We start from the raw sequence: 24,455 nt of genomic DNA, 5'->3' as shown, positions 1-24,455 counted from the left end.
CGCCGGGCGGGGGGCGGATACCAGAAGGGGGTCCGGCCTCGCGGCCGGACCCCCTCACGGTTACCCCTCCCTCGCCGGACTTCCCGATCCCCCCAGATCCCCTCCCGGAAGCGCCGACGCACCGTACGACCCGCAATCCGCGCGAAGGGTTGCAGCAGGATCCGGAGTTTTATGTTTCCGTTACCCAACTCCCCTCCGAGATGCTGTCAGATCAGCACAGAAGTAGCGTTTCCGGCATGAGTGAATCCTCGTTGCAGAAAGACGTGCTGGGCGAGCTCGGCGACGACCGGCTGACCGAGATCGCCGGACTGCTCGGCACCGACGCCGACGGCGCCCGCGACACCGTCGCGCAGACCGTGGGCGCGATGACCGGCAGCCTCCAGGAGAAGGCGGCCTCCGATGACGACGAGGTGCGGCAGGCCTTCGCGGAGGTGGCCGAGCCTCCGCTGCAGGGCGTCGCCACGCTCGGCGGCGGCCTGCTGGGCGGCGGGCTGATGGCCGGGGTGCTCGCCAAGGTGAGCAAACCCGTGGCCCACGCCGTCTCGAAGAAGACCGGCATCCCCGCCCCCGCCGTCAGCCGGGTCATCGAGCTGCTGATCCCGGCGCTGCTGGCCGTGTTCGCCAAGCGCGCCGCCGCCGGCCGGGGCGCGGAAACCGGGGCGGGTGCGCCGTCGGCAGGGGGCACCTCGGCCCCCGGCGCGGCCCCGGCGCAGGGCGGCGGCCCGGATCTCGGCGACCTGCTGGGCCGGATCCTCGGCGGCGGCAGGAAGTAGCCCGTTCGAGGACCCCGCGCACCCGGGACGCGGGCCCGTAGAGTTGGCGCATGGCGGAAAGCGTGCGGCTGCGGGACCCGGAACCGGGAGACCTGGGGTGGATCGTGCAGCGCCACGGCGCGCTGTACGCCGCCGAGTACGGCTGGAACTCCGACTTCGAAGGCCTGGTCGCCCGGATCGTCGCGGACTTCGCCGAGGACCACGACCCCCATCTGGAACGGGTGTGGATCGCCGAGCTGGACGGCCGTCCCGTCGGCTGCGTGATGTGCGTACGGGACGAGGGCTCGCCCGGCACCGCCCGGCTGCGGCTGCTCCTGGTCGACCCGGAGGGCCGCGGCCGCGGCATCGGCACCCAGCTCGTCTCCGCGGTCGTCGGCTTCGCCCGCTCGGTCGGCTACCGCGAGCTGGTGCTGTGGACCAACGACGTACTGGCCGACGCCCGCGAGCTCTACCTGCGCGCCGGGTTCACCTTGATCGCGGAGCGGCCGCACCGCTCGTTCGGAGTGAGCCTGACGGGACAGGACTGGCGGCTGCCGCTCCAGGAGGACCGGCCGCGGTGAGCACGCCCCGCGAAGGGGCCAGCGAGGTCAGGGCCACGCCGCCGACCAGCAGTACGGCCGCCAGCCAGCGCAGCCCCGAGACGGACTCCCCGAGGACCAGGGCCGCCGAGGACATCCCGAACACCGGGACCAGCAGGGAGAACGGCGCCACCGAGGAGGCCGGGTAGCGGCGCAGCAGGTAGCCCCAGGCGGCGAAGCCGAAGACGGTGGACACCCAGGCCACGTAGCCGATGACGGCCGCCCCCGACCAGTCCAGTGCGCGCAGCGCGGCCAGGTCCCGCTCGGGGCCCTCCAGCAGCAGGGAGAGGGCGAACAGCGGCAGCACCGGCACCGTGCACACCCAGACCATGAAGTTCAGCGCGTCGGGCGGGGACGCCTTGCGGGTCAGCACGTTGGACACGCCCCAGCAGGCGGCGGCAGCGACGACCAGGGTGAAGCCGAGCACCGGCCCGGACGTCCCGCCGTCCACGGCGGCCACCGCGATCCCGGCGAGTGCCACGCCCATCCCGATCAGCCGTACCCGGCCGGGCCGTTCGCGCAGGAGCACCGCGGCGAGGACGGCGGTGAACACCGCCTGCACCTGGAGCACCAGGGAGGACAGCCCGGCCGGCATCCCGGCGGCCATGCCGGTGAAGAGCAGGCCGAACTTGGCGGTGCCCAGGGCCAGGCCGACCCCGAGGATCCACTTCCAGGCGACCTTGGGGCGCCCGACGAAGAACACGGCGGGCAGGGCGGCGGCCAGGAAGCGCAGCGCGGACAGCAGCAGCGGCGGGAAGTGGTCGAGTCCGATCTCGATGACGACGAAGTTGAAGCCCCAGACGGCGGCGACGAGCACGGCGAGTGCGGTGTGTACGGGACGCATGCTCCGAGCATCGGCGCCGGGATCGTGTAGCACCAGCGCAGATCTCTTCCGCAATGGATGAAGCATTGCTTACGCCTGACGCGCAGTGCCACGATGGAGCCATGCTCGATCTCGCGCGGTTGCGCGCCCTGCACGCCGTCTCCGTCCACGGCTCGGTCGCGGGCGCGGCCGCCGCCCTCGGCTACACCCCCTCCGCGGTCTCGCAGCAGATCTCCAAGCTGGAGCGGGAGACCCGCACCACCTTGCTCGAGCGGCGCGGGCGCGGGGTCGCGCTCACCGAGGAGGCCCGCCATCTGGCCGACACCGCCCGGGAGTTGCTGGCGATCGTGGAACGTGCCGAGACCACGCTGGAGGAGCGGCGCGGGCAGCCCAGCGGGCTGCTGACGGTGGCCGCGTTCGCTTCGGCGGCGCGCGGGCTGCTGCCGGGGGTACTGGCCGACCTGGCCCGCCGCCATCCGGCGCTCGACGTACGCCTCACGGAGGTGGACCCCCACCTGTCGGTGGACCTGGTGGCCCGCGGCGTCACCGATCTGGCGGTGGCGCACGACTGGGACATCGCGCCGCTGCCGGCCCCCGAGGGCATCGAACAGGCGGTGATCGGGGACGACCTCTGCGATCTGGTGGTGCCGGCCGGGCACCCCTTCACCGCGCGGGACGTGATCCGGCGGGCGGACCTCGGCGGCGAACGCTGGGTGTGCCAGCCGCCGGGTCGGGTCTGCCACGACTGGCTGATCCGGACCCTGCGCACGGCCGGCTTCGAGCCCGACATCGCGCACGTGGCGGAGGAGAACCACACCATCGTCGCCCTGGTGGCGGCCGGGCTGGGGGTGGCCGTCGTCCCCCGGCTGGGCACCGGCGCGCTGCCGCCGGGCGCGGTGGCCGTCCCGCTGGAGCCCGGCCCCGTGCGCCGGCTGTACGCGCTGTGGCGGACGGGGGCCGCCCGCCGTCCGGCGATCACCGAGGCCGTACGGACCCTCCAGGAGGCCTGGACCGCGTCAACGGGTCATCCGGGGGAACCCCCGAGTGTCCGTCACCCCTCGGCCGCGCCGCCGCAGTAGGGTCCGGCGGGTGCCGAACCAAGCCTCCCGCCGGACCCTGCTCGCCGCGGCCGCCATGGTCGCCGTCGCGGGCGCCGGGGCCGCCTCCGCCGCCGCGGGCGCCTATCGGAGCACCGACGACGCGCGCAACCCCGGCCGCGCCCCGAAGCGTTCGGTGCGCCGGCTGCTGGACCGGATGAGCCTCGCCGAGAAGGTCGGGCAGCTCTTCGTCTCCCGCGCGTACGGGCACTCGGCGACCGAGCCCGACCCGGCGGACGCCGAGAAGAACCTGGAGCTGTTCGGGGTGGGCACCGCGGCCGAGGTGGTCTCCCGCTACCACCTGGGCGGGATCATCTACTTCGCCTGGGCCCACAACACCCGTACCCCGCATCAGATCGCCGGGCTCTCGGCCGGCCTCCAGCAGGCCGCCCTCTCCTCCGGCCCCGGCATCCCGCTGCTGCTGTCCACCGACCAGGAGCACGGCGCCGTCGCCCGCGTCGGCAAGCCCGCGACCCTGTTCCCGGGGGCGATGGCCCTCGGCGCGCAGCACGCCGCGACCGGCTCCACCGCCGACGCCCGCCGCGCCGCGCGCATCGCGGGGTCCGAACTGGCGGCCATGGGCATCCGGCAGGACTACGCGCCGGTGGCGGACGTCAATGTGAATCCGGCCAACCCGGTGATCGGCGTACGGTCCTTCGGCGCCGGCCCCGGCGCGGTCGCGGAGCTCGTCGCCGCCCAGGTCCGCGGCTACCAGGAGGCGGGTGTCGCGGCCACCGCGAAGCACTTCCCGGGGCACGGGGACACCGCGACCGACAGCCACGTCGGGCTGCCGGTGATGCGGCACAGCCGGGCGGAGTGGGAGGAGCTGGACGAGCCGCCGTTCCGGGCCGCGGTGGAGGCGGGCGTGGACGCGGTCATGACGGCGCACATCGTGTTTCCCGCGCTCGACCCCTCCGGGGATCCGGCGACGCTGTCCCGGCCGATCGTGACCGGCATCCTGCGCGAACGCCTGGGCTTCCGGGGCGTGGTGGTCACCGACGCGCTCGACATGGCGGGGGTCCGGCAGAAGTACGGGGACGACCGGGTGCCGGTCCTGGCCCTGCTGGCGGGCTGCGACCAGCTGCTGAACCCGCCGGACCTGGGGCTCGCGTACCGCAGCGTGCTGGCGGCCGTGGAGAGCGGCGAGCTGACGGAGGAGCGCGTCGACGAGTCGGTGCTGCGGATCCTGGAACTGAAGGCGCGGCGCGGCCTGTTCGACGGGGCGGGCACCTCGGCCGGGGAGGTCGACGCCACCGTCGGCACCCCGGAACACCTCGCGGCCGCCGACGCGATCGCCGCCCGCACGACGACCGTCCTGGCCAATCCGGCGGGCCTGCTGCCGCTGGACGCGTCGGCCGCCCCCCGGCTGCTGGTCACCGGGGCGGACCCGGCCTCCCCCAGCGGCACCACGGGGCCGCCGACGGCCGTCCTGGCGCGGGAGCTGACCGCCCTGGGCTGCCGGGCCACGGCGCTGCCGCCCGCCCGCGCGGCGGCCGCCGCGCCCGGTCACGCGGCGGTGCTGGTGTGCACGTACAACGTGGCCGAGGGGGACGATCCGCAGCGCGCCCTGGTGGCCGGCCTGCTGGCGACCGGGGTGCCGGTCGTCCTGGTGGCGATCCGCAATCCGTACGACGCGGCCCGGCTGCCGGCCTGCGCGGCCGAGGTGGCGACGTACTCCTGGACGGATGTGGAGATGCGGGCGGCTGCCCGGGTGCTCACCGGTGCGGTACGGCCGGCGGGCCGTCTCCCGGTCCCGGTTCCGGGCCGCTACCCGCTGGGCCACGGGGTGAAGTACTAGACGTCAGCCCGTGGCCCGTGGCCCGCGGCCGCCGTGCGAGGCGCCCGGGGGCTACGGCCGCAGCTGCGGCTCGCGCTCCAGGTCGCGCTGGTCGAGCTGGGCGTCCGGCGCGGCCAGCGGCGCCGCCTTCGCCTCGTCGGCGATCGCGGCGGCCGGGGCGACCCCGGCCCACTGGAGGATCTTCGCGGTCGCGAGGGCCTTCTCGCCGTCGAGCAGCTTGGCGACGTTGGCCCCGTGGTTGGCGCCCGGAGCGATCATCACGTGGCTGTCGCGCGCCCCGTAGCCGAGGCGGAACGGCTCGGCGCCCCACGGGTCGTTCTGCCCGTACACGAACAGCATCTGGTGGGCGTTGTTCCGCACCCACGTGTCGATGTCCTTCATGGCTCCCGGCTGGAAGGTCATGGGGATGTCGCGGGGCACGAAGTTGCGCGGCGGCTGGTAGCCGTAGCGGCTCAGGTTGCCCAGGTGGGGCTGCTTGATGTCGGGCGACCCGAGCTGCGTGCCCGCCTGGTAGTAGTACGGCGTGTACGTCGTCAGGCCCTGGTCGGAGTAGGCGGAGAAGCCCGAGATCGCGTCGATGGTGTCCCAGATCTCCTGGTCGCTCGCGGTCGCGGCGGCCGGGATGGAGGCGCAGTCGGCGAGCAGGCTGTACTGCCAGAAGGCCCACACGTAGTCGAGTACGACGGCCTCGTAGGCCTTGTCGAGGCTGCCGACGGTGGTGAAGGTCCAGCCGTTCTCGGCGGCGGCGGCCGCGTACTTGGCCTCCAGCGGCTCGCGGCGCACGAGCGCCTCGCGCTGCACCGCGTTCAGCTTGTCGCGGCACTCCTTGGTGCCGACCTTGCTGAAGAAGCGGTCGTAGGCCGAGTCCTCGTCGTTGACGACGTCGTTGGGCGCGACGTAGGCGACGACACCGTCCATGTCGCGCGGGTAGAAGCGCTCGTAGTAGGTCGCCGTCATACCGCCCTTGCTGCCGCCCGTGGACAGCCAGTTCTTGGGGTAGATCTTCTTCAGCGCGCCGAAGATGCGGTGCTGGTCGCTGGCGGCCTGCCAGATGTCCAGGTTCGCCCAGTTGGCCGGGTCGGGCCGGGACGGCGTGAAGAACCGATACTCCATGGAGACCTGGTTGCCGTCGATGATGGTCGTCGGCTCACTGCGGCGCGGGTTGGTGTTGACGTTGTAGCCGGAGGTGAAGAACACCGTCGGCCGTGAGACGTCCTTGTGCAGCAGGGTCAGGCGCTGCTTGAAAGTGCCCTTCCACGGCTGCCGGTGGTCCACCGGCTGCTCGTAGTTCAGCACGAAGAAGCGGTAGCCGGGGTACGGCTTCTCCTCGATCAGGCTCATTCCGGGAATGCCGAGGATCTGGTCCTTGATGTCCGTGGCGGCCGCGGGCCCTGCGGCGGTGGCCGCTTGTGCCGTGGAGCCGGCCGCACCCATGGTGCCGATCAGCACCACGAGTGACAGCAGCCATCCGAGCGTCTTGCGCATTCACCCTCCCCTTGTGTTCACTTCGGTCGCGGTGAACCTAGCCGGGCGAACGTGCTGCTGAACAGACCTAGTTGGGCCGCTCCCTCAACAAAGGATCCAGCCGGATTCGGCCGACCCGGCCCCCACGCTCCCCTTTACATACACGCAGCGGCCGATGGCGCTCACGGTGACGGGACCGGCATAACGGGTGAATCGGCCGACATCGCGGACGGGCACCCCGCCGCGGCCCTGGATGCTGAGCGCCATCTCCCGCCGCTCACCGGGGACGTGCGCCACCGTCAGCGCACACACCCGGGTGCGGCTCTTGTAGACGCGCACCTCACCCGCCTCGAACGGCAGCGTCCTCGCCAGCCGGCCGGGACAGGCGCCGGCGGCGGCCCGCTCCCCGCGCCCGCCCCGCTCCGACGCCGCGTGCTCCGATGCCGCCGCCTGCTCCGGCGCAGCCGCCCGCGCGGACGGAGCCGCGAACAGCCCGCCGGCGCAGAGCCACAGCGCGGCCGCGAACACCCCGAGGGGCACGGCCCGCCGGCCGCACCTCCGCCACCCCCTCGACCCCTGCAACACCCTGTCCCCCGATCAGCCGCACGTACGACGTGCGTACGCACGTACGACGCACGGGCCCCCCGGAAGGTTGCGGGGAGCCGTCCGTCGCCCGTAAGGGTGCATCCGCCATCCCCTGGCGGAGAACGGGATGTCACGAGAGGGCGGGAGATTACGCTGGGTGACCCACCTCCCGTCCTCCGTAGCCGTGAAAGGCATTCACGTGACGAACGACCTGCTCGACCGCAAGCTGGAGCGCTCCTTCAACCGCCTCGACGCGGACGGGAGCGGCGTGATCGACGCGACGGACATCATCGCGCTCGGCTCCCGGCTCCTGGCGGCCCTGGACGAGCCCGGTGACTCGCCCAAGGCGGACGCGGTGATGAACGGGCTCGCCAACTTCTGGCAGGACCTGTTCACCGAGCTGGACATCGACCGGGACGGCAAGGTCACGCCCGAGGAGTACAAGGTGGGCATGACCCGGCTGTACGAGCAGGGCGGCGCCGCGTACGACCGCTCCTTCCGGCCGATGATGCAGGCGATCCTCACGGTCGTCGACACCGACGGCGACGGCCGCATCAGCCCGGCGGAGTTCCACCGGGCCCAGGAGGCCTTCGACACGGAACTGAGCTCCGCCGAGGCCGAGGCGCTGTTCCGGCGGATCGACGCCAACGGGGACGGCACCCTCACCGTGGACGAACTCCTCGACGCCGTACGGGACTACTACACCGGCACCGCCGAGGACGCCCCGGGCAACCTGTTCTTCGGCGAGCTCTGACCCGCCCGTCGGTCAGGCCGCGGCGCGCTCGTCCTCGCCGGCGAAGGTGCGCCACAGCTCGGCGTACCGGCCGCCGAGGGCCAGGAGTTCGGTGTGCGTACCGTCCTCGACGACCCGGCCGCGGTCCATGACCACGACCCGGTCGGCGCGGGCGGCCGTGGTCAGCCGGTGCGCCACCACCAGCGTGGTGCGCTTGCCGGCGAGCCGGTCGGTGGCCTGGGTGACCTGGGCCTCGGTGGCGAGGTCCAGGGCCGCGGTGGCCTCGTCGAGCAGCAGCACGTCCGGGTCGACGAGTTCGGCCCGGGCCAGTGCGATCAGCTGGCGCTGCCCGGCGGAGAGGTTGCGTCCGCGCTCGGCGACGGTGTGCAGGTAGCCGCCGTCGAGCGTGGCGATCATGTCGTGGGCGCCGACCGCGCGGGCCGCGGCCTCCACCTCGGCGTCCTCGGCGTCGGGCCGCCCGTAGGCGATGGCGTCGCGGACGGTACCGGGGAAGAGGTAGGGCTCCTGGGGGACGACACCGAGCCGGTGGCGGTACGCCGTCAGGTCGAGCTCCCGCAGATCGGCCCCGTCGGCGGTGATCCGGCCGGAGGTCGGGTCGTAGAACCGGGCCACCATCTTGACCAGCGTGGACTTGCCGGCGCCGGTCTCGCCGACGAAGGCGACCGTCTGCCCGGCGGGTATGCGCAGGCTGATGCCGGCCAGTGCGTCACCCTTCTCACCGCGCTCCTCGGCGGTGCCGTAGGCGAAGCGGACGTCCTCGAAGGCGATCTCACCGCGCAGTTCGGGCAGCGCACGGGGCTTGTCGGCGCGCGGGGTGGTGGTCGGCTCGCGCAGCAGGTCCTGGATGCGGCCGAGGGAGACGGTGGCCTGCTGGTAGCCGTCGAAGACCTGGGACAGCTGCTGGACGGGGGCGAAGAACAGGTCGATGTAGAGCAGGTACGCGACCAGCGCACCGGTGGTGAGCGTGCCCGCCTCGACCCGGCCGGCGCCGACGATCAGCACGGCGGCCGCGGCGCCCGAGGACAGCAGCTGCACGAAGGGGAAGTAGACGGATATCAGCCACTGGCCGCGGACCCGGGCCTCGCGGTACGCGTCGCTGCGCTCCTTGAAGCGGCGGGCGCCGGAGCCCTCGCGGCGGAAGGCCTGGACGATGCGGAGCCCGGCGACGGACTCCTGGAGGTCGGCGTTGACCAGACTGACCCGGTCGCGGGCGAGCTCGTACGCGGCGACCGACTTGCGGCGGAACACGATCGTGCCGACCACCAGCACCGGCAGCGTGGCGAAGACGATCAGGGCGAGCTCGAGGTCGAGGACGAGCAGGGCGATCAGGATGCCGAAGAAGGTGAAGACGGAGACGACGGCGGTGACGAGCCCGGTCTGCAGGAAGCTGGACAGGGCGTCCACGTCGGTGGTCATCCGGGTCATGATCTTGCCGGTCAGCTCGCGCTCGTAGTAGTCGAGGCCGAGGCGCTGGAGCTGGGCGAAGATCTTGACGCGGAGGGCGTACAGCACGCGCTCGCCGGTACGGCCCGTCATCCGGGTCTCGGCGAACTGCGCGGCCCACTGCCCGACGACGACCGCGAGGGCGAGCGCGGCGGCGGCCCACACCGCGCCGAGGGCGGCCTTCTCCACGCCCTGGTCGATGCCGTGGCGGATCAGGATCGGCAGGAGCAGCCCGGAGCCCGCGTCGACGGCCACCAGGCCGAGGCTGATCGCGAGCGGCGTCCAGAATCCGCCGAGCAGGCGGCGCAGGCCGTAGCTCTTCTCGGCGGACGCGGCGCGGGTCTCGTCCACGTCGGGCTCGTCGTCGGCCGGCGGCAGGGCGGCGACCTGCGCGAGCAGCTCGGGTGTGGCCGGGGATCCCCCCATCGGCGGCTGGGGGCCCGTGCCGGGGACGGCGCCCGGCACGGAAGCGGACGCGGCGGCCGGCGCGGAAGCGGAAGCGGCGGCGCCGTCGGACTGCTCCTGCCGCTTCCACAGCTCAGGGGTGATCCCGCCCGCGACCCGGCGCTTGGCGCTGACGGGCTCGGAGTCGATCTCGGCTTCGAGCTCGATGTCCCGCTCGATGTCCCGCTCGAACTCGGCCATGGGCAGGGCGTCACGGGTGCGCGGCGATCCGGCGCCGAGCGCGTCGGGGTCGGTCAGCAGCCTGCGGTAGAGGGCGGAGCGGCGCTCCAGCTCCTCGTGGGTGCCGATGTCGGAGAGCCGGCCGCGGTCGAGTACGGCGATCCGGTCGGCCAGCGCGAGGGTGGAGCGGCGGTGGGCGATCAGCAGGGTGGTCCGCCCGGCCATGACGGAGCGCAGCGCCTCGTGGATCTCGTGCTCGACGCGGGCGTCCACGGCGGAGGTGGCGTCGTCGAGGAGCAGCAGCCGGGGGTCGGTGAGGATGGCCCGGGCGAGCGCGACGCGCTGGCGCTGGCCGCCGGAGAGGGTGAGCCCCTGCTCGCCGACCTTGGTGTCGTACCCGGCGGGCAGGGCCCGGATGAACCCGTCGGCCTGTGCGGCGCGGGCGGCGGCCTCGATCTGCTCGTCGGTGGCGTCGGGGTGGCCGTACGCGATGTTGGCGCGGAGGGTGTCGGAGAAGAGGAACGAATCCTCCGGCACCAGTCCGATGGCCCCGCGCAGGGAGGCGTACGTCAGCTCGCGCACGTCGTACCCGCCGACGCGCACGGACCCGGCGTCGACGTCGTAGAACCGCGGCAGCAGCAGCGAGACGGTGGACTTCCCGCTCCCGGAGGCCCCGACGACGGCGACGGTCTCCCCCTCGGCGACGGAGAGCGAGAACCCGTCGAGGACGGGCCGCTCGGCGTCGTACCCGAAGCGGACGTCGTCGAACGTGAGGGTGGCGGGCGCGTCGGCGGGCAGCTCGCGCGTGCCTTCCGCGATGACGGGCTCGGTGTCGATGAGCTCGAAGACCCGCTCCACACCGGCCCGCGCCTGCTGCCCCACCGTCAGCACCATGGCGAGCATGCGGACGGGGCCGACGAGCTGGGCGAGGTAGGTGGAGAAGGCGACGAAGGTGCCGAGGGTGACCTGGCCGCGGGTGGCCATCCAGCCGCCGAGCGCCAGCATGGCGACCTGGCCGAGGGCGGGTACGGCCTGGAGGGCGGGGGTGTAGCGCGAATTCAGCCTGATGGTGCGCATCCGGGCGGCGAACAGCCCCCGCCCGGCGGTGCGCAGCTTGGCGGTCTCCTGCTCCTCCTGGCCGAAGCCCTTGACGACGCGGACGCCGGTCACGGCGCCGTCGACGACGCTCGCGACGGCGGCGGCCTGGCCCTGGGCGTACCAGGTGGCGGGGAAGAGCTTCTTGCGGCTGCGCTTGGCGATGAACCAGAGGGCGGGGGCCATCAGCAGGGCGACGAGGGTCAGCAGCGGCGAGAGCGCCAGCATGATCCCCAGGGATATCCCGAAGAGCAGGAAGTTCCCGATGGTCATCGGGAGCATGAAGAGCAGGCCCTGGATCAGCTGGAGGTCGCTCGTGGCCCGCCCGACGACCTGTCCGGTGGACAGTTCGTCCTGCCGGCGCCCGTCGAGGCGGGCGATGGTGTCGTACATGTCGGTGCGCAGGTCGTGCTGGACGTCGAGGGCGAGCCGCCCCCCGTAGTACCTGCGTACATAGGTCAGCGCGTACACGAGGAGGGCGGCGGCTATGAGCATGCCCGCCCAGGGGCCCATGGGCTTGGACCGGTCCCCGATGACGTCGTCGATGATCACCTTGGTGACCAGGGGCACGAGCGCCATGACGGCCATGCCGGCCAGCGAGGACCCGAGCGCGAGCAGCACGTTGACCTTGTAGCGCCACGTGTACGCGGCGAGCCGCCTGCCCCAGCCCTGTTTCTCCCCAGCCGCCGCCGTCACGTGATGCCTCCCCGTTCGTCCTGTCCTGCCGGAAGCCCCAACGCCCCGACCGGCGGATTTCATCCCGCCGCAACAATCGCACTGGGGTCCGGACGCCGCGAGCGGGCTTCACCCGTCAGGACGATTCCGGTTCAGATGTGGGTCGGGGCGAACATCTTGAGGGTGGCGGGGAGGACCAGGACCGAGGGGCCCGGTGTGCCGAGGGCCTTCTTCAGGTCGGTCTTCAGGGCTTCCGGGGTCGTCCTGGCGCCCGGGACGCCGAAGGACTCGGCCAGGGCCACGAAGTCGGGGCGGGTGAGGTCGGTTCCGGTGGCGCGGCCGAAGGAGTGCGTCATGTACTCGCGGAGGATGCCGTAGCCGCCGTCGTCGACGATCAGCCAGGTGACGTCCAGGTCGTGCTGGCGCGCCGTGGCCAGTTCCGCGATCGAGTACATCGCGCCGCCGTCGCCGGAGACCGCCAGGACCGGGGTGCCCGGTTCCGCGACGGCCGCGCCGAGGGCCGCCGGGAAGGCGTAGCCGAGGCCGCCCGCGCCCTGGGCCGAGTGCATGGTGTTGGGGTGCTTGGCGTCGAAGGCCGACCACGCCCAGTAGGACAGGATCGTCATGTCCCAGAAGGACGGGGAGCGGGGCGGGAGAGCGGCGCGGATCGAGGTCAGCAGGTCCTGTTCCAGGGTGACGTCCTGGGTGGACAGGCGGTCCGCGATCTCGGACAGGACCATCTTCACGCGGTCCGGAGCGTACGGGTCCGACCGCTCGGTCACCGTCTCCAGGAGGGCCTGGAGGGCGAGGCGGGCGTCCGCGTGGATGCCCAGGGCCGCGTGGTTGGACTCCAGCTTGCCGAGGTCCGCCTCGATCTGGATGACCCGGCCGGTGGGGAAGAAGGTGTGGTAGTTCGAGGACAGCTCTCCCAGGCCGGAGCCGACGACGAGGAGGACGTCCGCGTCCTCCAGGAAGTCGGTCATGTGGCGGTCCTCCAGCCAGGACTGGAGGGAGAGCGGGTGGGTCCAGGGGAAGGCGCCCTTGCCGCCGAAGGTGGTGGCCACGGGGATGTTCAGGCGTTCCGCCAGCTGCCGCAGCTTGCCCGCCGCGTCGGAGCGGATGACGCCGCCGCCCGCGATGATCACCGGGCGGGCGGCCTGGGACAGCCAGTGGGCGGCGACGGCGGTGAGCTCCGGGCGCGGGGCGAGTTCGTGCGGGGTCGCGTCCATGCCCGTGACCTGCGGGATGAACGTCTCGCCGCGCAGCACGTCCTCCGGGATCTCCACCCAGACCGGGCCGTGCGGTGCGGTGAGGGCCGATTCCCAGGCCTCGGCGACCACCGACGGGATCTGCGAGGGGGTACGGGCCACGTGGACGGACTTGACCACGTCCCGGAAGGACGCCGCCTGGTCGCGCAGCTCGTGCAGGTGGCCCCGGCGGCCGCCGCCCAGGCCCGCCACCGGCACCTGGGAGGAGATGGCCAGGACCGGGGCGGAGGCGGCCGCGGCCTCCGCGAGCGCCGGCAGGGCCATCAAGGCGCCGGGCCCGGTCGACAGCAGCAGCGGCACGGCCTCGCCCGTGATGCGGCCGTACGCGTCCGCCGCGAAGCCCGCGTTGTTCTCCGTGCGCAGGGTGACGAGGCGCAGGTCCGAGCGGCCGACGGCGTCGAAGACGGCCAGCGCGTGCTGGCCCGGCAGCCCGAAGACGGTGGTCGCGCCCAGCGAACGCAGCGTCTCCACGACCAGGTCCCCGCCCGTGCGGCCCGGCGGCGGAGCCAGCGCGGCGGCCGTCTGGGCCTCGGTGGGACGGAGAACCAGGTCGTGGTCGTGCGTCACTTCTCTTACTTGCCCTTCGACTGCGCGATCTGCCGGCTCATGATCGTGGTGAGCTCGTACGCGGTGTGCGAGGCCGCGACCGAGGTGATCTCCGCGTGATCGTACGCCGGGGCCACCTCCACCACGTCGGCGGAAACGAGGTTGCAGGAGGACAGACCGCGGATGATCTCCAGCAGCTCGCGGGAGGTCATGCCGCCCGCCTCCGGGGTGCCGGTGCCGGGGGCGTGCGCGGGGTCGAGCACGTCGATGTCGATGGAGATGTAGAGGGGGCGGTCGCCGATGCGCTGGCGCAGCTGGTCGGCGACCTCGTCGGCGCCGCGGCGGTAGACGTCGGCGGAGGTGACGATGCCGAAGCCCATCTTGGCGTCGTCGTCCAGGTCCTGCTTGCCGTACAGGGGGCCGCGGGTGCCGACGTGCGAGAGCGCCTCGGTGTCGAGGATGCCCTCCTCGACGGCGCGGCGGAACGGGGTGCCGTGGGTGTACTCGGCGCCGAAGTAGGTGTCCCAGGTGTCCAGGTGCGCGTCGAAGTGGAGCAGCGCGACCGGCCCGTGCTTCTTGGCGACCGACCGCAGCAGCGGGAGGGCGATGGTGTGGTCGCCGCCGAGGGTCATCAGGCGGGAGCCGGCGCCGAGCAGTTCGTCGGCCGCGGCCTCGACCGTCTCGACGGCCTCGTTGATGTTGAAGGGGTTCACGGCGATGTCACCGGCGTCCGCGACCTGCGCCAGGGCGAACGGGGAGGCGTCCTGGGCCGGGTTGTACGGGCGCAGCAGGCGCGAGGCCTCGCGGATCGCGTTGCCGCCGAAGCGGGCGCCGGGGCGGTAGGAGACGCCGGAGTCGAAGGGCACGCCGACGACGGCGACGTCGGCGGAGCCGACCTCGTCGAGGCGCGGCAGCCGGGCGAAGGTCGCCGGGCCCGCGTAGCGCGGGATGCGGGAGGAGTCGACGGGGCCGCGCGGCTGCGTGCTCATGGGGGGTGCCCTCCTGGAAGTCCTGCACGTGGGGTGCGTGCGGGTAGGTGCGGTCAGTGCGGTCCTTCGAGCGTAAGCCGGTGCCCGTGAGCGGCGAAGTGTACGTTTCATCCATAGAGCACCTCGAACCTGTACGGAGTATCCATGGAGGCCCCTCCCACCCCGCCGGTCCCCCTCGGCGCGCTGCTCCCCGACCGGGAGCTGGGCCTGCGCCACCTCGCGGGGCCGGCCGAGGCCGATGTGCACGGGGTGCACGCCTCCGAGATGGCGGACCCGTCCCCGTACCTGCTGGGCGGCGAGCTGCTGCTCACGGCGGGTGCGGCGCTGACCGACGCCGAGGCGTACGTGGCCCGGCTCGCGCGGGCCGGGGTGGCGGCGCTCGGTTTCGGCGTGGCCCCGGTGCACGAGGCGGCGCCGCCGGGCCTGGCCGAGGCGTGCGACCGGTACGGGCTGCCGCTGCTGGAGGTCCCGCCGGGAACCCCGTTCACGGCGGTGGCCCGTACGGTGTGGAGGCTGATGGCGGAGGCCCGTACGCGCGAGCTGCGCCGGGTCACCGAGGCCCAGCAGTCCCTCGCGGCAGCGGCCGCCCGGCCCGATCCGGTCCCCGCCGTGCTGGCCCGCCTCGCGGCGAGCCTGGGCGGCCACGTCAGCCTGCTCCCCGCCGGCCGCTCGGCGGGCCGCGCCCTGCCGGCGCAGGCCTCCGAAGCGCTGGCCTCCCTGCTCGGCCGCAGCGGGGCGCCGGGCGGTCCGGCCACGGCCACCGACTCGGCGGCGGGCTGGCAGCTGGCCGGTTACGCCCTGGGCACGGGCCGGGTCCTGGGCACCGCCACCCCGCGGCGGGTCCCGGGCGACCACGCCATCACCGCCATCGCCGCCGTCCTGCTGACCCTGCTCACCGCCGAGCGGCCCGCCGGGGACGCGGCCGCCGCGCTCACCCGGCTCCTCCTCGACGGGGACCCGGCGGCCGCGCTGGCCCCCGGGCCCTGGCACGTCGTGCACGCCAGGGGCTCCGGTGATCCGCAGGCCCTCGCGGCGGCGCTGGGCACCGTACTGCTGGACCCGCGCGGGGATTCCGTACGCCTGCTCACCGAGCGGGAGCCCGGTCCGCAGCCCGGCTGGCGGCTCGGGGTGAGCGCACCGGCAGCGCCGGCGGAGCTGCCCCGGGCCGGGGCGCAGGCCCGGCGGGCGCTGCACCGGGCGGAGGCGGCCCGTACCGCGCTGGCCCGCCACAGCGAGGGCGGTCTGGCCGCCCTGCTGGATCCGGCCGAGGCCCGTGCGCACGCCGAGGCCCTGCTCGGCCCGCTGAACCCGGTCCTGCGCACCACCGTGCACGCCTGGCTGGCCCACCACGGCAGCTGGGACCGCACCGCCGCCGCCCTGTCCGTCCACCGCAACACCGTCCGCCAGCGCATCGCCCGCGCCGCGGCCCTCCTCGACCGCGATCTGGACGACGCGGACGTGCGGATGGAACTGTGGTTCGCCCTGCGGTCCGGCTCCGGTGCGACTCTGGACAGGAGGGACAACCCGCCGGTAACTTAATTGAGCAAGCGCTTAGACATAAGCGGCGGACTGCCGCGACCGAAGGAGGCCGGCCGTGCGCCGTACCGTTTTCAACGAGGACCACGAGGCGTTCCGCGAGACCATCCGCGCCTTCATCGAGGCCGAGGTCGTCCCCGTCTACGACGAGTGGTTCCAGGCCGGCCAGGCGCCGCGCGACTTCTACTACAAGCTCGGTGAGCTGGGCGTCTTCGGCATCAACGTGCCCGAGGAGTTCGGCGGCGCGGGCCTGGACACCCACAAGTTCGAGGCCGTCCTCTACGAGGAGACCTCGCGCGCGGGCGTCAACTTCGGCGGCTCCGGCGTCCACGTCCTGCTCGCGCTCCCCTACATCAAGATGCTCGCCACCAACGAGCAGAAGAAGCGTTACCTCGAGAAGTTCGTCTCCGGCGAGGAGATGTGGGCGCTCGCCATGACCGAGCCGGGCACCGGCTCCGACGTCGCGGGCATGAAGACCACCGCCAAGCTCTCCGAGGACGGCACCCACTACGTCCTCAACGGCGCGAAGACCTTCATCACCGGCGGCGTCCACGCCGACCGCGTGATCGTCTGCGCCCGCACCTCCGCCCCTCGCGAGGACGACCGCCGCTTCGGCATCTCCCTGTTCGCGGTGGACACCAAGTCCGAGGGCTACTCCATCGGCCGCAAGCTGGACAAGCTCGGCCTGCGCACCTCCGACACCGCCGAGCTGGCGTTCGTCGACGTGAAGGTGCCGGTCGAGGACCTGCTCGGCGAGGAGGGCAAGGGCTTCTACTACCTCGGCCACAACCTCGCCTCCGAGCGCTGGGGCATCGCCTTCGGCGCGTACGCCCAGGCCGCCGCGGCCGTCCGGTTCGCCCAGCAGTACGTCACGGACCGCACCGTCTTCGGCAAGCCGGTCGCGCACTTCCAGAACACCAAGTTCGAGCTGGCCGCCTGCCAGGCCGAGGTGGACGCGGCCCAGGCCGTGGCCGACCGCGCCCTGGAGGCCCTGGACGCGGGCGAGCTGACCCCGGCCGAGGCCGCCAGCGCCAAGCTGTTCTGCACCGAGGTCGCGCACCGCGTCATCGACCGCTGCCTCCAGCTGCACGGCGGCTACGGCTACATGAACGAGTACCCGATCGCCCGCCTGTACGCCGACAACCGCGTCAACCGCATCTACGGCGGCACCAGCGAGATCATGAAGTCGATCATCGCCAAGTCGATGGGCCTGTAACCCACTTGAACGAGGCACTGACGGATCTCCTCGATCTGCTCGACCTGGAGCAGATCGAGGAGAACATCTTCCGCGGCACGAGCCGCACCTCCCTGGTGCCGCGCGTGTTCGGCGGCCAGGTCGCGGCGCAGGCACTGGTCGCGGCCGGCCGCACGGTCCCCGCGGACCGTCTGCCGCACTCGCTGCACTCGTACTTCCTGCGGACCGGCGACTCCGGCGCGCCGATCGTGTACTCCGTGGACCGGATCCGCGACGGGCGCTCCTTCACCACCCGGCGCGTGGTCGCCGTCCAGCACGGGCAGCCGATCTTCCACCTCTCCGCGTCCTTCCAGACGTACGAGGAGGGGCTGGAACACCAGGCCCCGATGCCGGCCGCGCCGGACCCCGAGACCCTGCCGACGGCCGCCGAGTCGCTGCCCGCCTACCGCGGGATCTTCCGTGACCCGGGCACCGTCGAGCGGCTGCTGGAGTCCCGCGGGGCGGTGGACCTGCGGTACGCGACCACCCCGCCGTGGGGTTCGGTCGGCGAGCCGCGGGAGCCGCGCTCCCAGGTCTGGTTCCGTACCGAGGGCAAGCTCGCGGACGATCCGCTGCTGCACACCTGTCTGGCCACGTACGTCTCCGACATGACCCTGCTGGACTCGGTGCTGCTCGCGCACGGGCGCGGCGGGTGGGCGGTCGGCGACGTGGTCGGCGCCTCGCTGGACCACGCGATGTGGTTCCACCGGCCGTTCCGCGCGGACGAGTGGCTGCTGTACGACCAGGAGTCCCCGTCGGCCGCCGCCGGCCGGGGGCTCGGCCAGGCCCGCATCTGGACCCAGGACGGCCGGCTGGCCGTGACCGTCATCCAGGAGGGTGTCGTACGCATTCCGCGCGCCTGACCGGACATACCGTCACACGAGGTCCCGCGGCGGCGCGTACGGCGCGGGATCCGGGGCGGGGCTCCGGCAGCGGCGCCGCACCCCGGCCCGGCAGGCCCTACGCCTCCAGGAGCCCGGCCGCGGACAACAGGTAGGCCACCAGCGGGTCGTAGAAGCGCGGGTCGCGGACGTGGTCGTCCAGCGGGACCGCCACCTGGAGGGTGCCTTCGGCCTCGCCGAGGAAGAGCGCCGGGTCGTTGCAGTCCGCGTAACCCACCGCGTCCAGCCCGCGCTGCGCCGCGCAGCCCGCCCAGCCGTGGTCGGCGACGACCAGGTCCGGCTGCGGGCGGTCGGCCGCCGCGAGCCCGTCCAGGATGGCGGCCATCGGCTCCGGGGAGTGGGTGTGCCACAGCGTCGCGCCCCGCTCCAGCACGGCGACGTCCGCGAACTGCCACACCGAGCCCTCGTCGGCCGTCAGCCCGGCCGGGATCACCACGATCTCGCAGCCCGCCGCCCGCAGGGCCGCCGCCGTGGCCCGGTGGACGTCCAGCAGCCCGCCCGGGTGCCCGGTGGCGAGCAGCACGCTCTGCCGGTCCAGCGCGGCCTTCCGCAGCCGGGCCGCCATCCGGTCCAGGCCGGCCACCGTCAGCTCGGGGTCGATGGTGTCCTGGCCGAAGCGGTGCGCCGGGTCGTCCACGACCCCGCAGCGCTCCGCCATCACGGCGAGCACGTCCTGCTCGTCGGTCCAGCGGTCGCCCAGTTCCAGCCCGAGCCAGTAGTGCCGGTCGCCGTTGGCGAGCTTGCGGTAGTGGGAGAGGTTGTTCTCGCGCGGGGTGGCGACCTGGCCGGCGATGCGCGTGAGGACCAGGTGGTCGACGAGCTCTGCGCGGCTGGGTACGGGCGTCTCTATCGGCTTCGGCATGCGGCCCATTCTGCCGCCGCCGGGGCGGAGGCGCCGCGTCCATCCCGACCCGCGGACGCGCCGGTTCACACGGTCAGCGCCCCGAACGCCCCGTGCGCGAGCCGCCGGAGCAGTGACTCCGTCGCCTCCCTGCCCAGGGCGGCCAGGTGCGGGGTGGAGTTCAGCAGGCCGAAGACGGCGTGCACGGAGACCCGTACCTCCGCCTCGCCCACCTGCGGGTGCAGTTCCCGTACGACGTCCACCCACAGCTCGACGTACTGGCGCTGCAGCTGCCGGACGAGCTTGCGGTCCGTGTCCCGCAGCCGGTCGAGCTCCCGGTCGTGCAGGGTGATCAGCGCCCGGTCGTCGAGGGCGAAGTCGATGTGCCCGTCGATGAGGGAGGACAGGACCAGCGCGGGGTCGCCCGCCGCCTCCTCCACGCGGCGCCGGCCGCCGGTCAGCAGCCGTTCGCTGATGCCGACCAGCAGCTCGGCCAGCATGGCGTCCTTGCCCGCGAAATGCCGGTAGAGGCCGGGGCCGCTGATCCCGACCGCCGCCCCTATCTCGTCGACCCCGACGCCGTGGAATCCGCGCGCGGCGAAGAGGCGGGCGGCCTCGCTGAGGATCTGCTCCCGACGGGTCGGGGCGGCGGCACTGGTGCTCATGGGAAACCATTCTAGACAGGGCCGTTAGCGGTCGTTAACCTAAGCGGTACATGCGTTAACGCTCATTAACAGCGTGCACCGAGCAAGGGAGCTCGACCGATGCAGCAGGCACCAGTGCTGACGAGCGCCGCGGACCCGGCGTCCGAGGCCTGGCGGACCAACGAGGCCGCCCACCGCGAGCTCACCGAAGGCCTGCGGGCCCGGCTCGACGCGGCGCGGCTCGGCGGCGGAGAGAAGGCCCGCGCCCGCCACACCGCCCGCGGGAAGCTCCTCCCCCGCGACCGCGTGGACACCCTCCTGGACCCCGGATCCCCCTTCCTGGAGCTGGCCCCGCTGGCCGCCGAGGGCATGTACGGGGGCGCGGCCCCCGCCGCCGGGGTCATCGCGGGCATCGGCCGGGTCAGCGGCCGCGAGTGCGTGATCGTCGCGAACGACGCCACCGTCAAGGGCGGCACGTACTACCCGATGACCGTGAAGAAGCACCTGCGCGCCCAGGAGGTGGCACTGGAGAACCGTCTCCCCTGCCTCTACCTGGTCGACTCGGGCGGCGCCTTCCTGCCCATGCAGGACGAGGTCTTCCCGGACCGCGACCACTTCGGCCGCATCTTCTACAACCAGGCGCGCATGTCGGGGGCCGGCATCCCGCAGATCGCCGCCGTCCTCGGCTCCTGCACGGCGGGCGGCGCGTACGTGCCCGCCATGAGCGACGAGGCCGTCATCGTCCGCGGCCAGGGCACCATCTTCCTCGGCGGCCCGCCGCTGGTGAAGGCCGCCACCGGTGAGGTGGTCACGGCGGAGGAGCTCGGCGGCGGCGAGGTCCACTCGCGGACCTCCGGCGTCACCGACCACCTCGCGGAGGACGACGCGCACGCGCTGCGGATCGTACGGAACATCGTGGCGACCCTGCCTGAGCGCGGGGCCCTGCCCTGGTCGGTCGAGGCCCCGGAAGAGCCGAAGGTGGACCCGTACGGGCTGTACGGCGCGGTCCCCGTCGACTCGCGCACCCCCTACGACGCCCGCGAGATCATCGCGCGGATCGTGGACGGCTCCCGCTTCCAGGAGTTCAAGGCGGAGTTCGGGCAGACCCTGGTCACCGGCTTCGCGCGGATCCACGGGCACCCGGTCGGGATCGTCGCCAACAACGGCATCCTGTTCTCCGAATCCGCCCAGAAGGGCGCGCACTTCATCGAGCTGTGCGACCAGCGCGGCATCCCGCTGCTGTTCCTCCAGAACATCTCCGGGTTCATGGTCGGCCGCGACTACGAGGCGGGCGGCATCGCCAAGCACGGCGCCAAGATGGTCACGGCGGTGGCCTGCACCCGGGTCCCGAAGCTGACCGTGGTCGTCGGCGGCTCGTACGGGGCCGGCAACTACTCGATGTGCGGCCGGGCGTACTCGCCGCGCTTCCTGTGGATGTGGCCCAACGCCAAGATCTCCGTGATGGGCGGGGAGCAGGCGGCCTCCGTCCTGGCCACGGTCAAGCGGGACCAGATCGAGGGCGCGGGCCAGGAGTGGCCGGCCGAGGACGAGGAGGCCTTCAAGGCCCCGGTCCGGGCGCAGTACGAAGAGCAGGGCAACGCCTACTACGCCACGGCGCGGCTGTGGGACGACGGGGTCATCGACCCGCTGGAGACCCGGCAGGTGCTCGGGCTGGCCCTGACCGCGTGCGCGAACGCCCCGCTGGGCGATCGCGGCTTCGGCATCTTCCGGATGTGAGGACCATGTTTACGACTGTTCTGGTCGCCAACCGCGGCGAGATCGCGGTACGCGTCATCCGCACCCTGCGCGAACTGGGCGTGCGGTCGGTGGCCGTCTTCAGCGACGCGGACGCGGACGCGCGCCACGTACGGGAGGCCGACACGGCCGTCCGGATCGGCCCGGCGGCGGCCGCCGAGAGCTACCTGTCGGTGGAGCGGCTGCTGGACGCCGCGCGCCGCACGGGCGCCGAGGCGGTCCACCCCGGCTACGGCTTCCTCGCGGAGAACGCGGCCTTCGCGGCGGCCTGCGCCGAGGCCGGCCTCGCCTTCATCGGGCCCCCGGCTTCGGCCATCTCCCTGATGGGCGACAAGATCCGGGCCAAGGAGACGGTGAAGGCGGCGGGCGTGCCCGTGGTCCCCGGGTCCTCCGGCAGCGGCCTGTCGGATGCCGAACTGGTCGCGGCGGCCGAGGAGATCGGCATGCCGGTGCTGCTGAAGCCCTCGGCGGGCGGCGGCGGCAAGGGCATGCGGCTGGTGCGCGACGCGGCCGTCCTGGCCGAGGAGATCGCGGCGGCCCGCCGCGAGGCCCGTTCCTCCTTCGGCGACGACACGCTCCTGGTCGAGCGGTGGATCGACCGCCCCCGGCACATCGAGATCCAGGTCCTCGCCGACTCCCACGGGAACGTGGTCCACCTGGGCGAGCGCGAGTGCTCCCTCCAGCGGCGCCACCAGAAGGTGATCGAGGAGGCGCCGTCGGTCCTGCTGGACGAAAAGACACGCGCGGCGATGGGCGCGGCGGCGGTGGAGGCGGCCCGCTCGTGCGGGTACGTCGGCGCGGGCACGGTGGAGTTCATCGTCCCGGGCGGGGACCCGTCCTCCTACTTCTTCATGGAGATGAACACCCGCCTCCAGGTCGAGCACCCGGTGACGGAGCTGATCACCGGCCTGGACCTGGTGGAGCAGCAGCTGCGGGTGGCCGCCGGCGGGGCCCTGTCCTTCGGCCAGGACGAGGTCCGGCTGACGGGCCACGCGATCGAGGCGCGCGTCTGCGCCGAGGATCCGGCGCGCGGGTTCCTGCCGTCCGGCGGTACGGTGCTGGCGCTGTCGGAGCCGTCGGGCGGGGCGGTCCGTACCGACTCCGGCCTGACGGCGGGGGTGCCGGTGGGGTCGGCGTACGACCCGATGCTGTCGAAGGTCATCGCGTACGGGCCGGACCGGGCGAGTGCGCTGCGCCTGCTGCGGGGGGCTCTGGCGGACACCGTGATCCTGGGTGTCCAGACCAACGCCGGTTTCCTGCGGAGGCTGCTGGCGCATCCGGACGTGGTGTCCGGGGACCTGGACACGGGGCTGGTCGAGCGCGACCTCCCGTCCCTCCTCCCGGACGGCGTCCCGCCGGAGGTGTACGCGGCGGCTGCGCTGCTGTCCGAAAGCCGGGGCCCGGCCCCAGACCCCGGTCCTCAAACGCCGGACGGGCTGAAGGGGTGGGTGGACCCCTTCGGGGTGCCCAGCGGCTGGCGCCTGGGCGGCACCCCCGCCTGGACCGTGCACCACTTCCGCCTCCCCGGCCACGACCCGATCGCAGTCCGCACCCGCGCGGAGGTGACCGCCCCGGCCACCGGGTCCGGCTCGACCACGGAGATCCTCCTGACCGGCTCCGCCGAGGCAAACCCAGCCTCGCCGGCGTTTGAGGCGCGGGGTCTGGGGCAGAGCCCCAGCGCACCGGCCCGCGGCCGCATCGTCAGCCGCACCACCGACCACCTCACCATCGAGCTGGACGGCATCACGCACACCTTCAGCCACGCCACCTCCCCGGAGGGGACCTGGCTCGGCCGCGACGGCGACTCCTGGCACGTCCAGCGCCACGACCCCGTCACGGCCCACGGCGCGGCGAGCGCAGGGGCCGACACCCTGGCCGCGCCGATGCCCGGCACCGTCACCGTCGTCAAGGTGGCCGTCGGCGACACGGTGGCCGCCGGCCAGAGCCTGCTGGTCGTCGAGGCGATGAAGATGGAGCACGTCATCTCCGCCCCGCACGCCGGGACCGTCACCGAACTCGACGTCACCCCCGGCGCCACCGTGGCCATGGACCAGGTCCTGGCCGTCGTCACCCCGGACGAGGAGGCGGACGCATGAGCGGTCTGCCCATGACCGTCCCGGCGCCCGGCCTGCCGGCCCGGGTCCGGATCCACGAGGTCGGCGCCCGTGACGGGCTGCAGAACGAGAAGACGGCCGTACCCACGGAGGTGAAGGCGGAGTTCGTCCGCCGCCTCGCCGCCGCCGGGCTGACCACCATCGAGGCCACCAGCTTCGTGCACCCCAAGTGGGTGCCCCAGCTGGCCGACGCCGAGCAGCTCTTCCCGCTGCTCGCCGACGTGGACGCCGCGCTGCCGGTGCTCGTCCCCAACGAGCGCGGCCTGGACCGGGCCCTGGCCCTCGGGGCCACCCGCATCGCCGTCTTCGGCTCGGCCACCGAGACCTTCGCCTCGCGCAACCTCAACCGGACCGTCGCCGAGTCCCTCGCCATGTTCGAGCCGGTCGTGGCCCGCGCCAAGGAGGGCGGGGCGCACGTCCGCGGCTACCTCTCCATGTGCTTCGGCGACCCCTGGGAGGGGGCGGTCCCGGTCCACCAGGTGGTCCGCGTCGCCAAGGCCCTGCTCGACCTCGGCTGCGACGAGCTGAGCCTCGGCGACACCATCGGTGTCGCCACCCCGGGCCACGTCCAGGCGCTGCTCGGCGCGCTCAACGAGGACGCGGTGCCCACCGACCGGATCGGCGTGCACTTCCACGACACCTACGGCCAGGCCCTGTCCAACACCCTCGCCGCGCTCCGGCACGGCGTGACCACGGTCGACGCCTCCGCCGGCGGCCTCGGCGGATGCCCGTACGCGAAGAGCGCCACCGGCAACCTCGCGACCGAGGACCTGGTGTGGATGCTCGACGGCCTCGGCATCGAGACCGGTGTCGACCTGGCCGCCCTCACCGCCACGAGCGTGTGGATGGCCGAACAGCTGGGCCGGCCCAGCCCCTCCCGTACCGTCCGCGCCCTCTCCCACAAGGAGTAACGAAGA

The 24,455-nt window shown here is 73.3% G+C and carries 18 protein-coding genes and 1 pseudogene; 11 read left to right on the top strand and 8 right to left on the bottom strand.

The annotated features are described in order from the left end of the window. The first annotated feature begins 236 nt into the window (after window positions 1-236). The gene (locus tag ACZ6I1_RS12605; RefSeq protein ID WP_469286235.1) at window positions 237-773 is read left to right on the top strand and encodes a DUF937 domain-containing protein; all 537 of its coding nucleotides are present in this window, start codon (window positions 237-239) and stop codon (window positions 771-773) included. 56 nt (window positions 774-829) lie between these two features. Further along, a pseudogene (locus ACZ6I1_RS12600) lies at window positions 830-1,333 on the top strand (GNAT family N-acetyltransferase); the annotation flags it as partial. Here ACZ6I1_RS12600 and ACZ6I1_RS12595 read toward each other — a convergent pair. Then, window positions 1,239-2,195: an EamA family transporter gene (locus ACZ6I1_RS12595; RefSeq protein ID WP_469286233.1), complete on the bottom strand. Its 957-nt coding sequence runs from the start codon at window positions 2,193-2,195 to the stop codon at window positions 1,239-1,241. The pseudogene ACZ6I1_RS12600 and the gene ACZ6I1_RS12595 sit on opposite strands and share 95 nt — an antisense overlap. Window positions 2,196-2,296: 101 nt before the next feature. On the opposite strand from ACZ6I1_RS12595, the gene ACZ6I1_RS12590 reads away from it, so the two are divergent. Together ACZ6I1_RS12590 and ACZ6I1_RS12585 are read left to right on the top strand one after the other, a co-directional pair. Next, the gene (locus tag ACZ6I1_RS12590) at window positions 2,297-3,253 is read left to right on the top strand and encodes a LysR substrate-binding domain-containing protein (RefSeq protein ID WP_469286231.1); all 957 of its coding nucleotides are present in this window, start codon (window positions 2,297-2,299) and stop codon (window positions 3,251-3,253) included. A gap of 55 nt (window positions 3,254-3,308) precedes the next feature. Next, a complete protein-coding gene (locus ACZ6I1_RS12585) occupies window positions 3,309-5,069 on the top strand; it encodes a glycoside hydrolase family 3 protein (RefSeq protein WP_469286293.1) in 1,761 nt (586 codons plus the stop codon). A gap of 51 nt (window positions 5,070-5,120) precedes the next feature. Here the strand turns inward: ACZ6I1_RS12585 and ACZ6I1_RS12580 are convergent, their stop codons facing one another. Together ACZ6I1_RS12580 and ACZ6I1_RS12575 are read right to left on the bottom strand one after the other, a co-directional pair. Next, on the bottom strand, window positions 5,121-6,554 hold the full coding sequence (locus ACZ6I1_RS12580; protein WP_469286229.1) for an aminopeptidase: 1,434 nt from the start codon (window positions 6,552-6,554) through the stop codon (window positions 5,121-5,123). 84 nt (window positions 6,555-6,638) lie between these two features. Continuing rightward, window positions 6,639-7,073: a hypothetical protein gene (locus ACZ6I1_RS12575; RefSeq protein WP_469286227.1), complete on the bottom strand. Its 435-nt coding sequence runs from the start codon at window positions 7,071-7,073 to the stop codon at window positions 6,639-6,641. 244 nt (window positions 7,074-7,317) lie between these two features. Between ACZ6I1_RS12575 and ACZ6I1_RS12570 the strand changes: the two genes are divergently transcribed. Continuing rightward, window positions 7,318-7,872 (top strand): EF-hand domain-containing protein, encoded by a 555-nt coding sequence (locus ACZ6I1_RS12570; RefSeq protein WP_469286225.1) that lies wholly within the window; start codon window positions 7,318-7,320, stop codon window positions 7,870-7,872. Between the two features lie 12 nt (window positions 7,873-7,884). Here ACZ6I1_RS12570 and ACZ6I1_RS12565 read toward each other — a convergent pair whose 3' ends face one another. The 3 genes from ACZ6I1_RS12565 to speB all read right to left on the bottom strand — a co-directional run bounded on the left by ACZ6I1_RS12565 (window position 7,885) and on the right by speB (window position 14,512). Continuing rightward, window positions 7,885-11,793: an ABC transporter ATP-binding protein gene (locus ACZ6I1_RS12565; RefSeq protein WP_469286223.1), complete on the bottom strand. Its 3,909-nt coding sequence runs from the start codon at window positions 11,791-11,793 to the stop codon at window positions 7,885-7,887. 68 nt (window positions 11,794-11,861) lie between these two features. Then, window positions 11,862-13,544 (bottom strand): thiamine pyrophosphate-binding protein, encoded by a 1,683-nt coding sequence (locus tag ACZ6I1_RS12560; protein ID WP_469286221.1) that lies wholly within the window; start codon window positions 13,542-13,544, stop codon window positions 11,862-11,864. 5 nt (window positions 13,545-13,549) lie between these two features. Continuing rightward, window positions 13,550-14,512, bottom strand: a complete 963-nt coding sequence (speB, locus tag ACZ6I1_RS12555; RefSeq protein ID WP_361713502.1) for an agmatinase — start codon at window positions 14,510-14,512, stop codon at window positions 13,550-13,552. Window positions 14,513-14,656: 144 nt separating this feature from the next. Here speB and ACZ6I1_RS12550 point away from each other — a divergent pair, with 144 nt between their 5' ends. From ACZ6I1_RS12550 to tesB, 3 genes are read left to right on the top strand one after another with little or no spacing between them, the layout of a single operon-like run. Beyond that, window positions 14,657-16,051, top strand: a complete 1,395-nt coding sequence (locus ACZ6I1_RS12550) for a PucR family transcriptional regulator ligand-binding domain-containing protein (RefSeq protein WP_469286218.1) — start codon at window positions 14,657-14,659, stop codon at window positions 16,049-16,051. Between the two features lie 55 nt (window positions 16,052-16,106). Beyond that, window positions 16,107-17,264 carry an acyl-CoA dehydrogenase family protein gene (locus tag ACZ6I1_RS12545; protein ID WP_469286216.1) on the top strand — a complete coding sequence of 386 codons (1,158 nt, stop codon included), beginning with the start codon at window positions 16,107-16,109 and terminating at the stop codon, window positions 17,262-17,264. A gap of 5 nt (window positions 17,265-17,269) precedes the next feature. After that, window positions 17,270-18,145, top strand: a complete 876-nt coding sequence (gene tesB, locus ACZ6I1_RS12540; RefSeq protein ID WP_469286214.1) for an acyl-CoA thioesterase II — start codon at window positions 17,270-17,272, stop codon at window positions 18,143-18,145. A 97-nt stretch (window positions 18,146-18,242) separates the two neighbouring features. On the opposite strand, the gene ACZ6I1_RS12535 is transcribed toward tesB, so the two are convergent. Next, window positions 18,243-19,055 carry a phosphatase gene (locus tag ACZ6I1_RS12535; protein ID WP_469286212.1) on the bottom strand — a complete coding sequence of 271 codons (813 nt, stop codon included), beginning with the start codon at window positions 19,053-19,055 and terminating at the stop codon, window positions 18,243-18,245. A 56-nt stretch (window positions 19,056-19,111) separates the two neighbouring features. Next, window positions 19,112-19,690, bottom strand: coding sequence for an SACE_7040 family transcriptional regulator (locus ACZ6I1_RS12530; protein WP_362587294.1), 579 nt, complete (start codon window positions 19,688-19,690; stop codon window positions 19,112-19,114). A 99-nt stretch (window positions 19,691-19,789) separates the two neighbouring features. Here ACZ6I1_RS12530 and ACZ6I1_RS12525 point away from each other — a divergent pair, with 99 nt between their 5' ends. Genes ACZ6I1_RS12525 through ACZ6I1_RS12515 form a run of 3 tightly spaced genes read left to right on the top strand, consistent with a single transcriptional unit; the run spans window position 19,790 to window position 24,449 of the window. Next, window positions 19,790-21,406, top strand: coding sequence for a carboxyl transferase domain-containing protein (locus tag ACZ6I1_RS12525; protein WP_469286208.1), 1,617 nt, complete (start codon window positions 19,790-19,792; stop codon window positions 21,404-21,406). Window positions 21,407-21,411: 5 nt separating this feature from the next. After that, on the top strand, window positions 21,412-23,520 hold the full coding sequence (locus tag ACZ6I1_RS12520) for an acetyl/propionyl/methylcrotonyl-CoA carboxylase subunit alpha (RefSeq protein WP_469286206.1): 2,109 nt from the start codon (window positions 21,412-21,414) through the stop codon (window positions 23,518-23,520). Further along, window positions 23,517-24,449, top strand: a complete 933-nt coding sequence (locus ACZ6I1_RS12515; protein ID WP_469286204.1) for a hydroxymethylglutaryl-CoA lyase — start codon at window positions 23,517-23,519, stop codon at window positions 24,447-24,449. The genes ACZ6I1_RS12520 and ACZ6I1_RS12515 overlap by 4 nt, the downstream gene beginning before the upstream one ends. Window positions 24,450-24,455: the final 6 nt, after the last annotated feature.

The organism is Streptomyces sp. NPDC046303 (assembly GCF_055588085.1).
The sequence above is the reverse complement of the archived record's forward strand: the minus strand, read 5'-3'. Positions and strand labels throughout refer to the sequence as shown.

Bases quoted from the DNA above. Each gene is read 5' to 3' on its own strand.
- ACZ6I1_RS12605 (WP_469286235.1), top strand. From the start codon at position 237: ATGAGTGAATCCTCGTTGCAGAAAGACGTGCTGGGCGAGCTCGGCGAC.
- ACZ6I1_RS12595 (WP_469286233.1), bottom strand. From the start codon at position 2,195: ATGCGTCCCGTACACACCGCACTCGCCGTGCTCGTCGCCGCCGTCTGG.
- ACZ6I1_RS12590 (WP_469286231.1), top strand. From the start codon at position 2,297: ATGCTCGATCTCGCGCGGTTGCGCGCCCTGCACGCCGTCTCCGTCCAC.
- ACZ6I1_RS12585 (WP_469286293.1), top strand. From the start codon at position 3,309: ATGGTCGCCGTCGCGGGCGCCGGGGCCGCCTCCGCCGCCGCGGGCGCC.
- ACZ6I1_RS12580 (WP_469286229.1), bottom strand. From the start codon at position 6,554: ATGCGCAAGACGCTCGGATGGCTGCTGTCACTCGTGGTGCTGATCGGC.
- ACZ6I1_RS12565 (WP_469286223.1), bottom strand. From the start codon at position 11,793: ATGAAATCCGCCGGTCGGGGCGTTGGGGCTTCCGGCAGGACAGGACGA.
- speB (WP_361713502.1), bottom strand. From the start codon at position 14,512: ATGAGCACGCAGCCGCGCGGCCCCGTCGACTCCTCCCGCATCCCGCGC.
- ACZ6I1_RS12550 (WP_469286218.1), top strand. From the start codon at position 14,657: ATGGAGGCCCCTCCCACCCCGCCGGTCCCCCTCGGCGCGCTGCTCCCC.
- ACZ6I1_RS12535 (WP_469286212.1), bottom strand. From the start codon at position 19,055: ATGGGCCGCATGCCGAAGCCGATAGAGACGCCCGTACCCAGCCGCGCA.
- ACZ6I1_RS12530 (WP_362587294.1), bottom strand. From the start codon at position 19,690: ATGAGCACCAGTGCCGCCGCCCCGACCCGTCGGGAGCAGATCCTCAGC.
- ACZ6I1_RS12525 (WP_469286208.1), top strand. From the start codon at position 19,790: ATGCAGCAGGCACCAGTGCTGACGAGCGCCGCGGACCCGGCGTCCGAG.
- ACZ6I1_RS12520 (WP_469286206.1), top strand. From the start codon at position 21,412: ATGTTTACGACTGTTCTGGTCGCCAACCGCGGCGAGATCGCGGTACGC.
- ACZ6I1_RS12515 (WP_469286204.1), top strand. From the start codon at position 23,517: ATGAGCGGTCTGCCCATGACCGTCCCGGCGCCCGGCCTGCCGGCCCGG.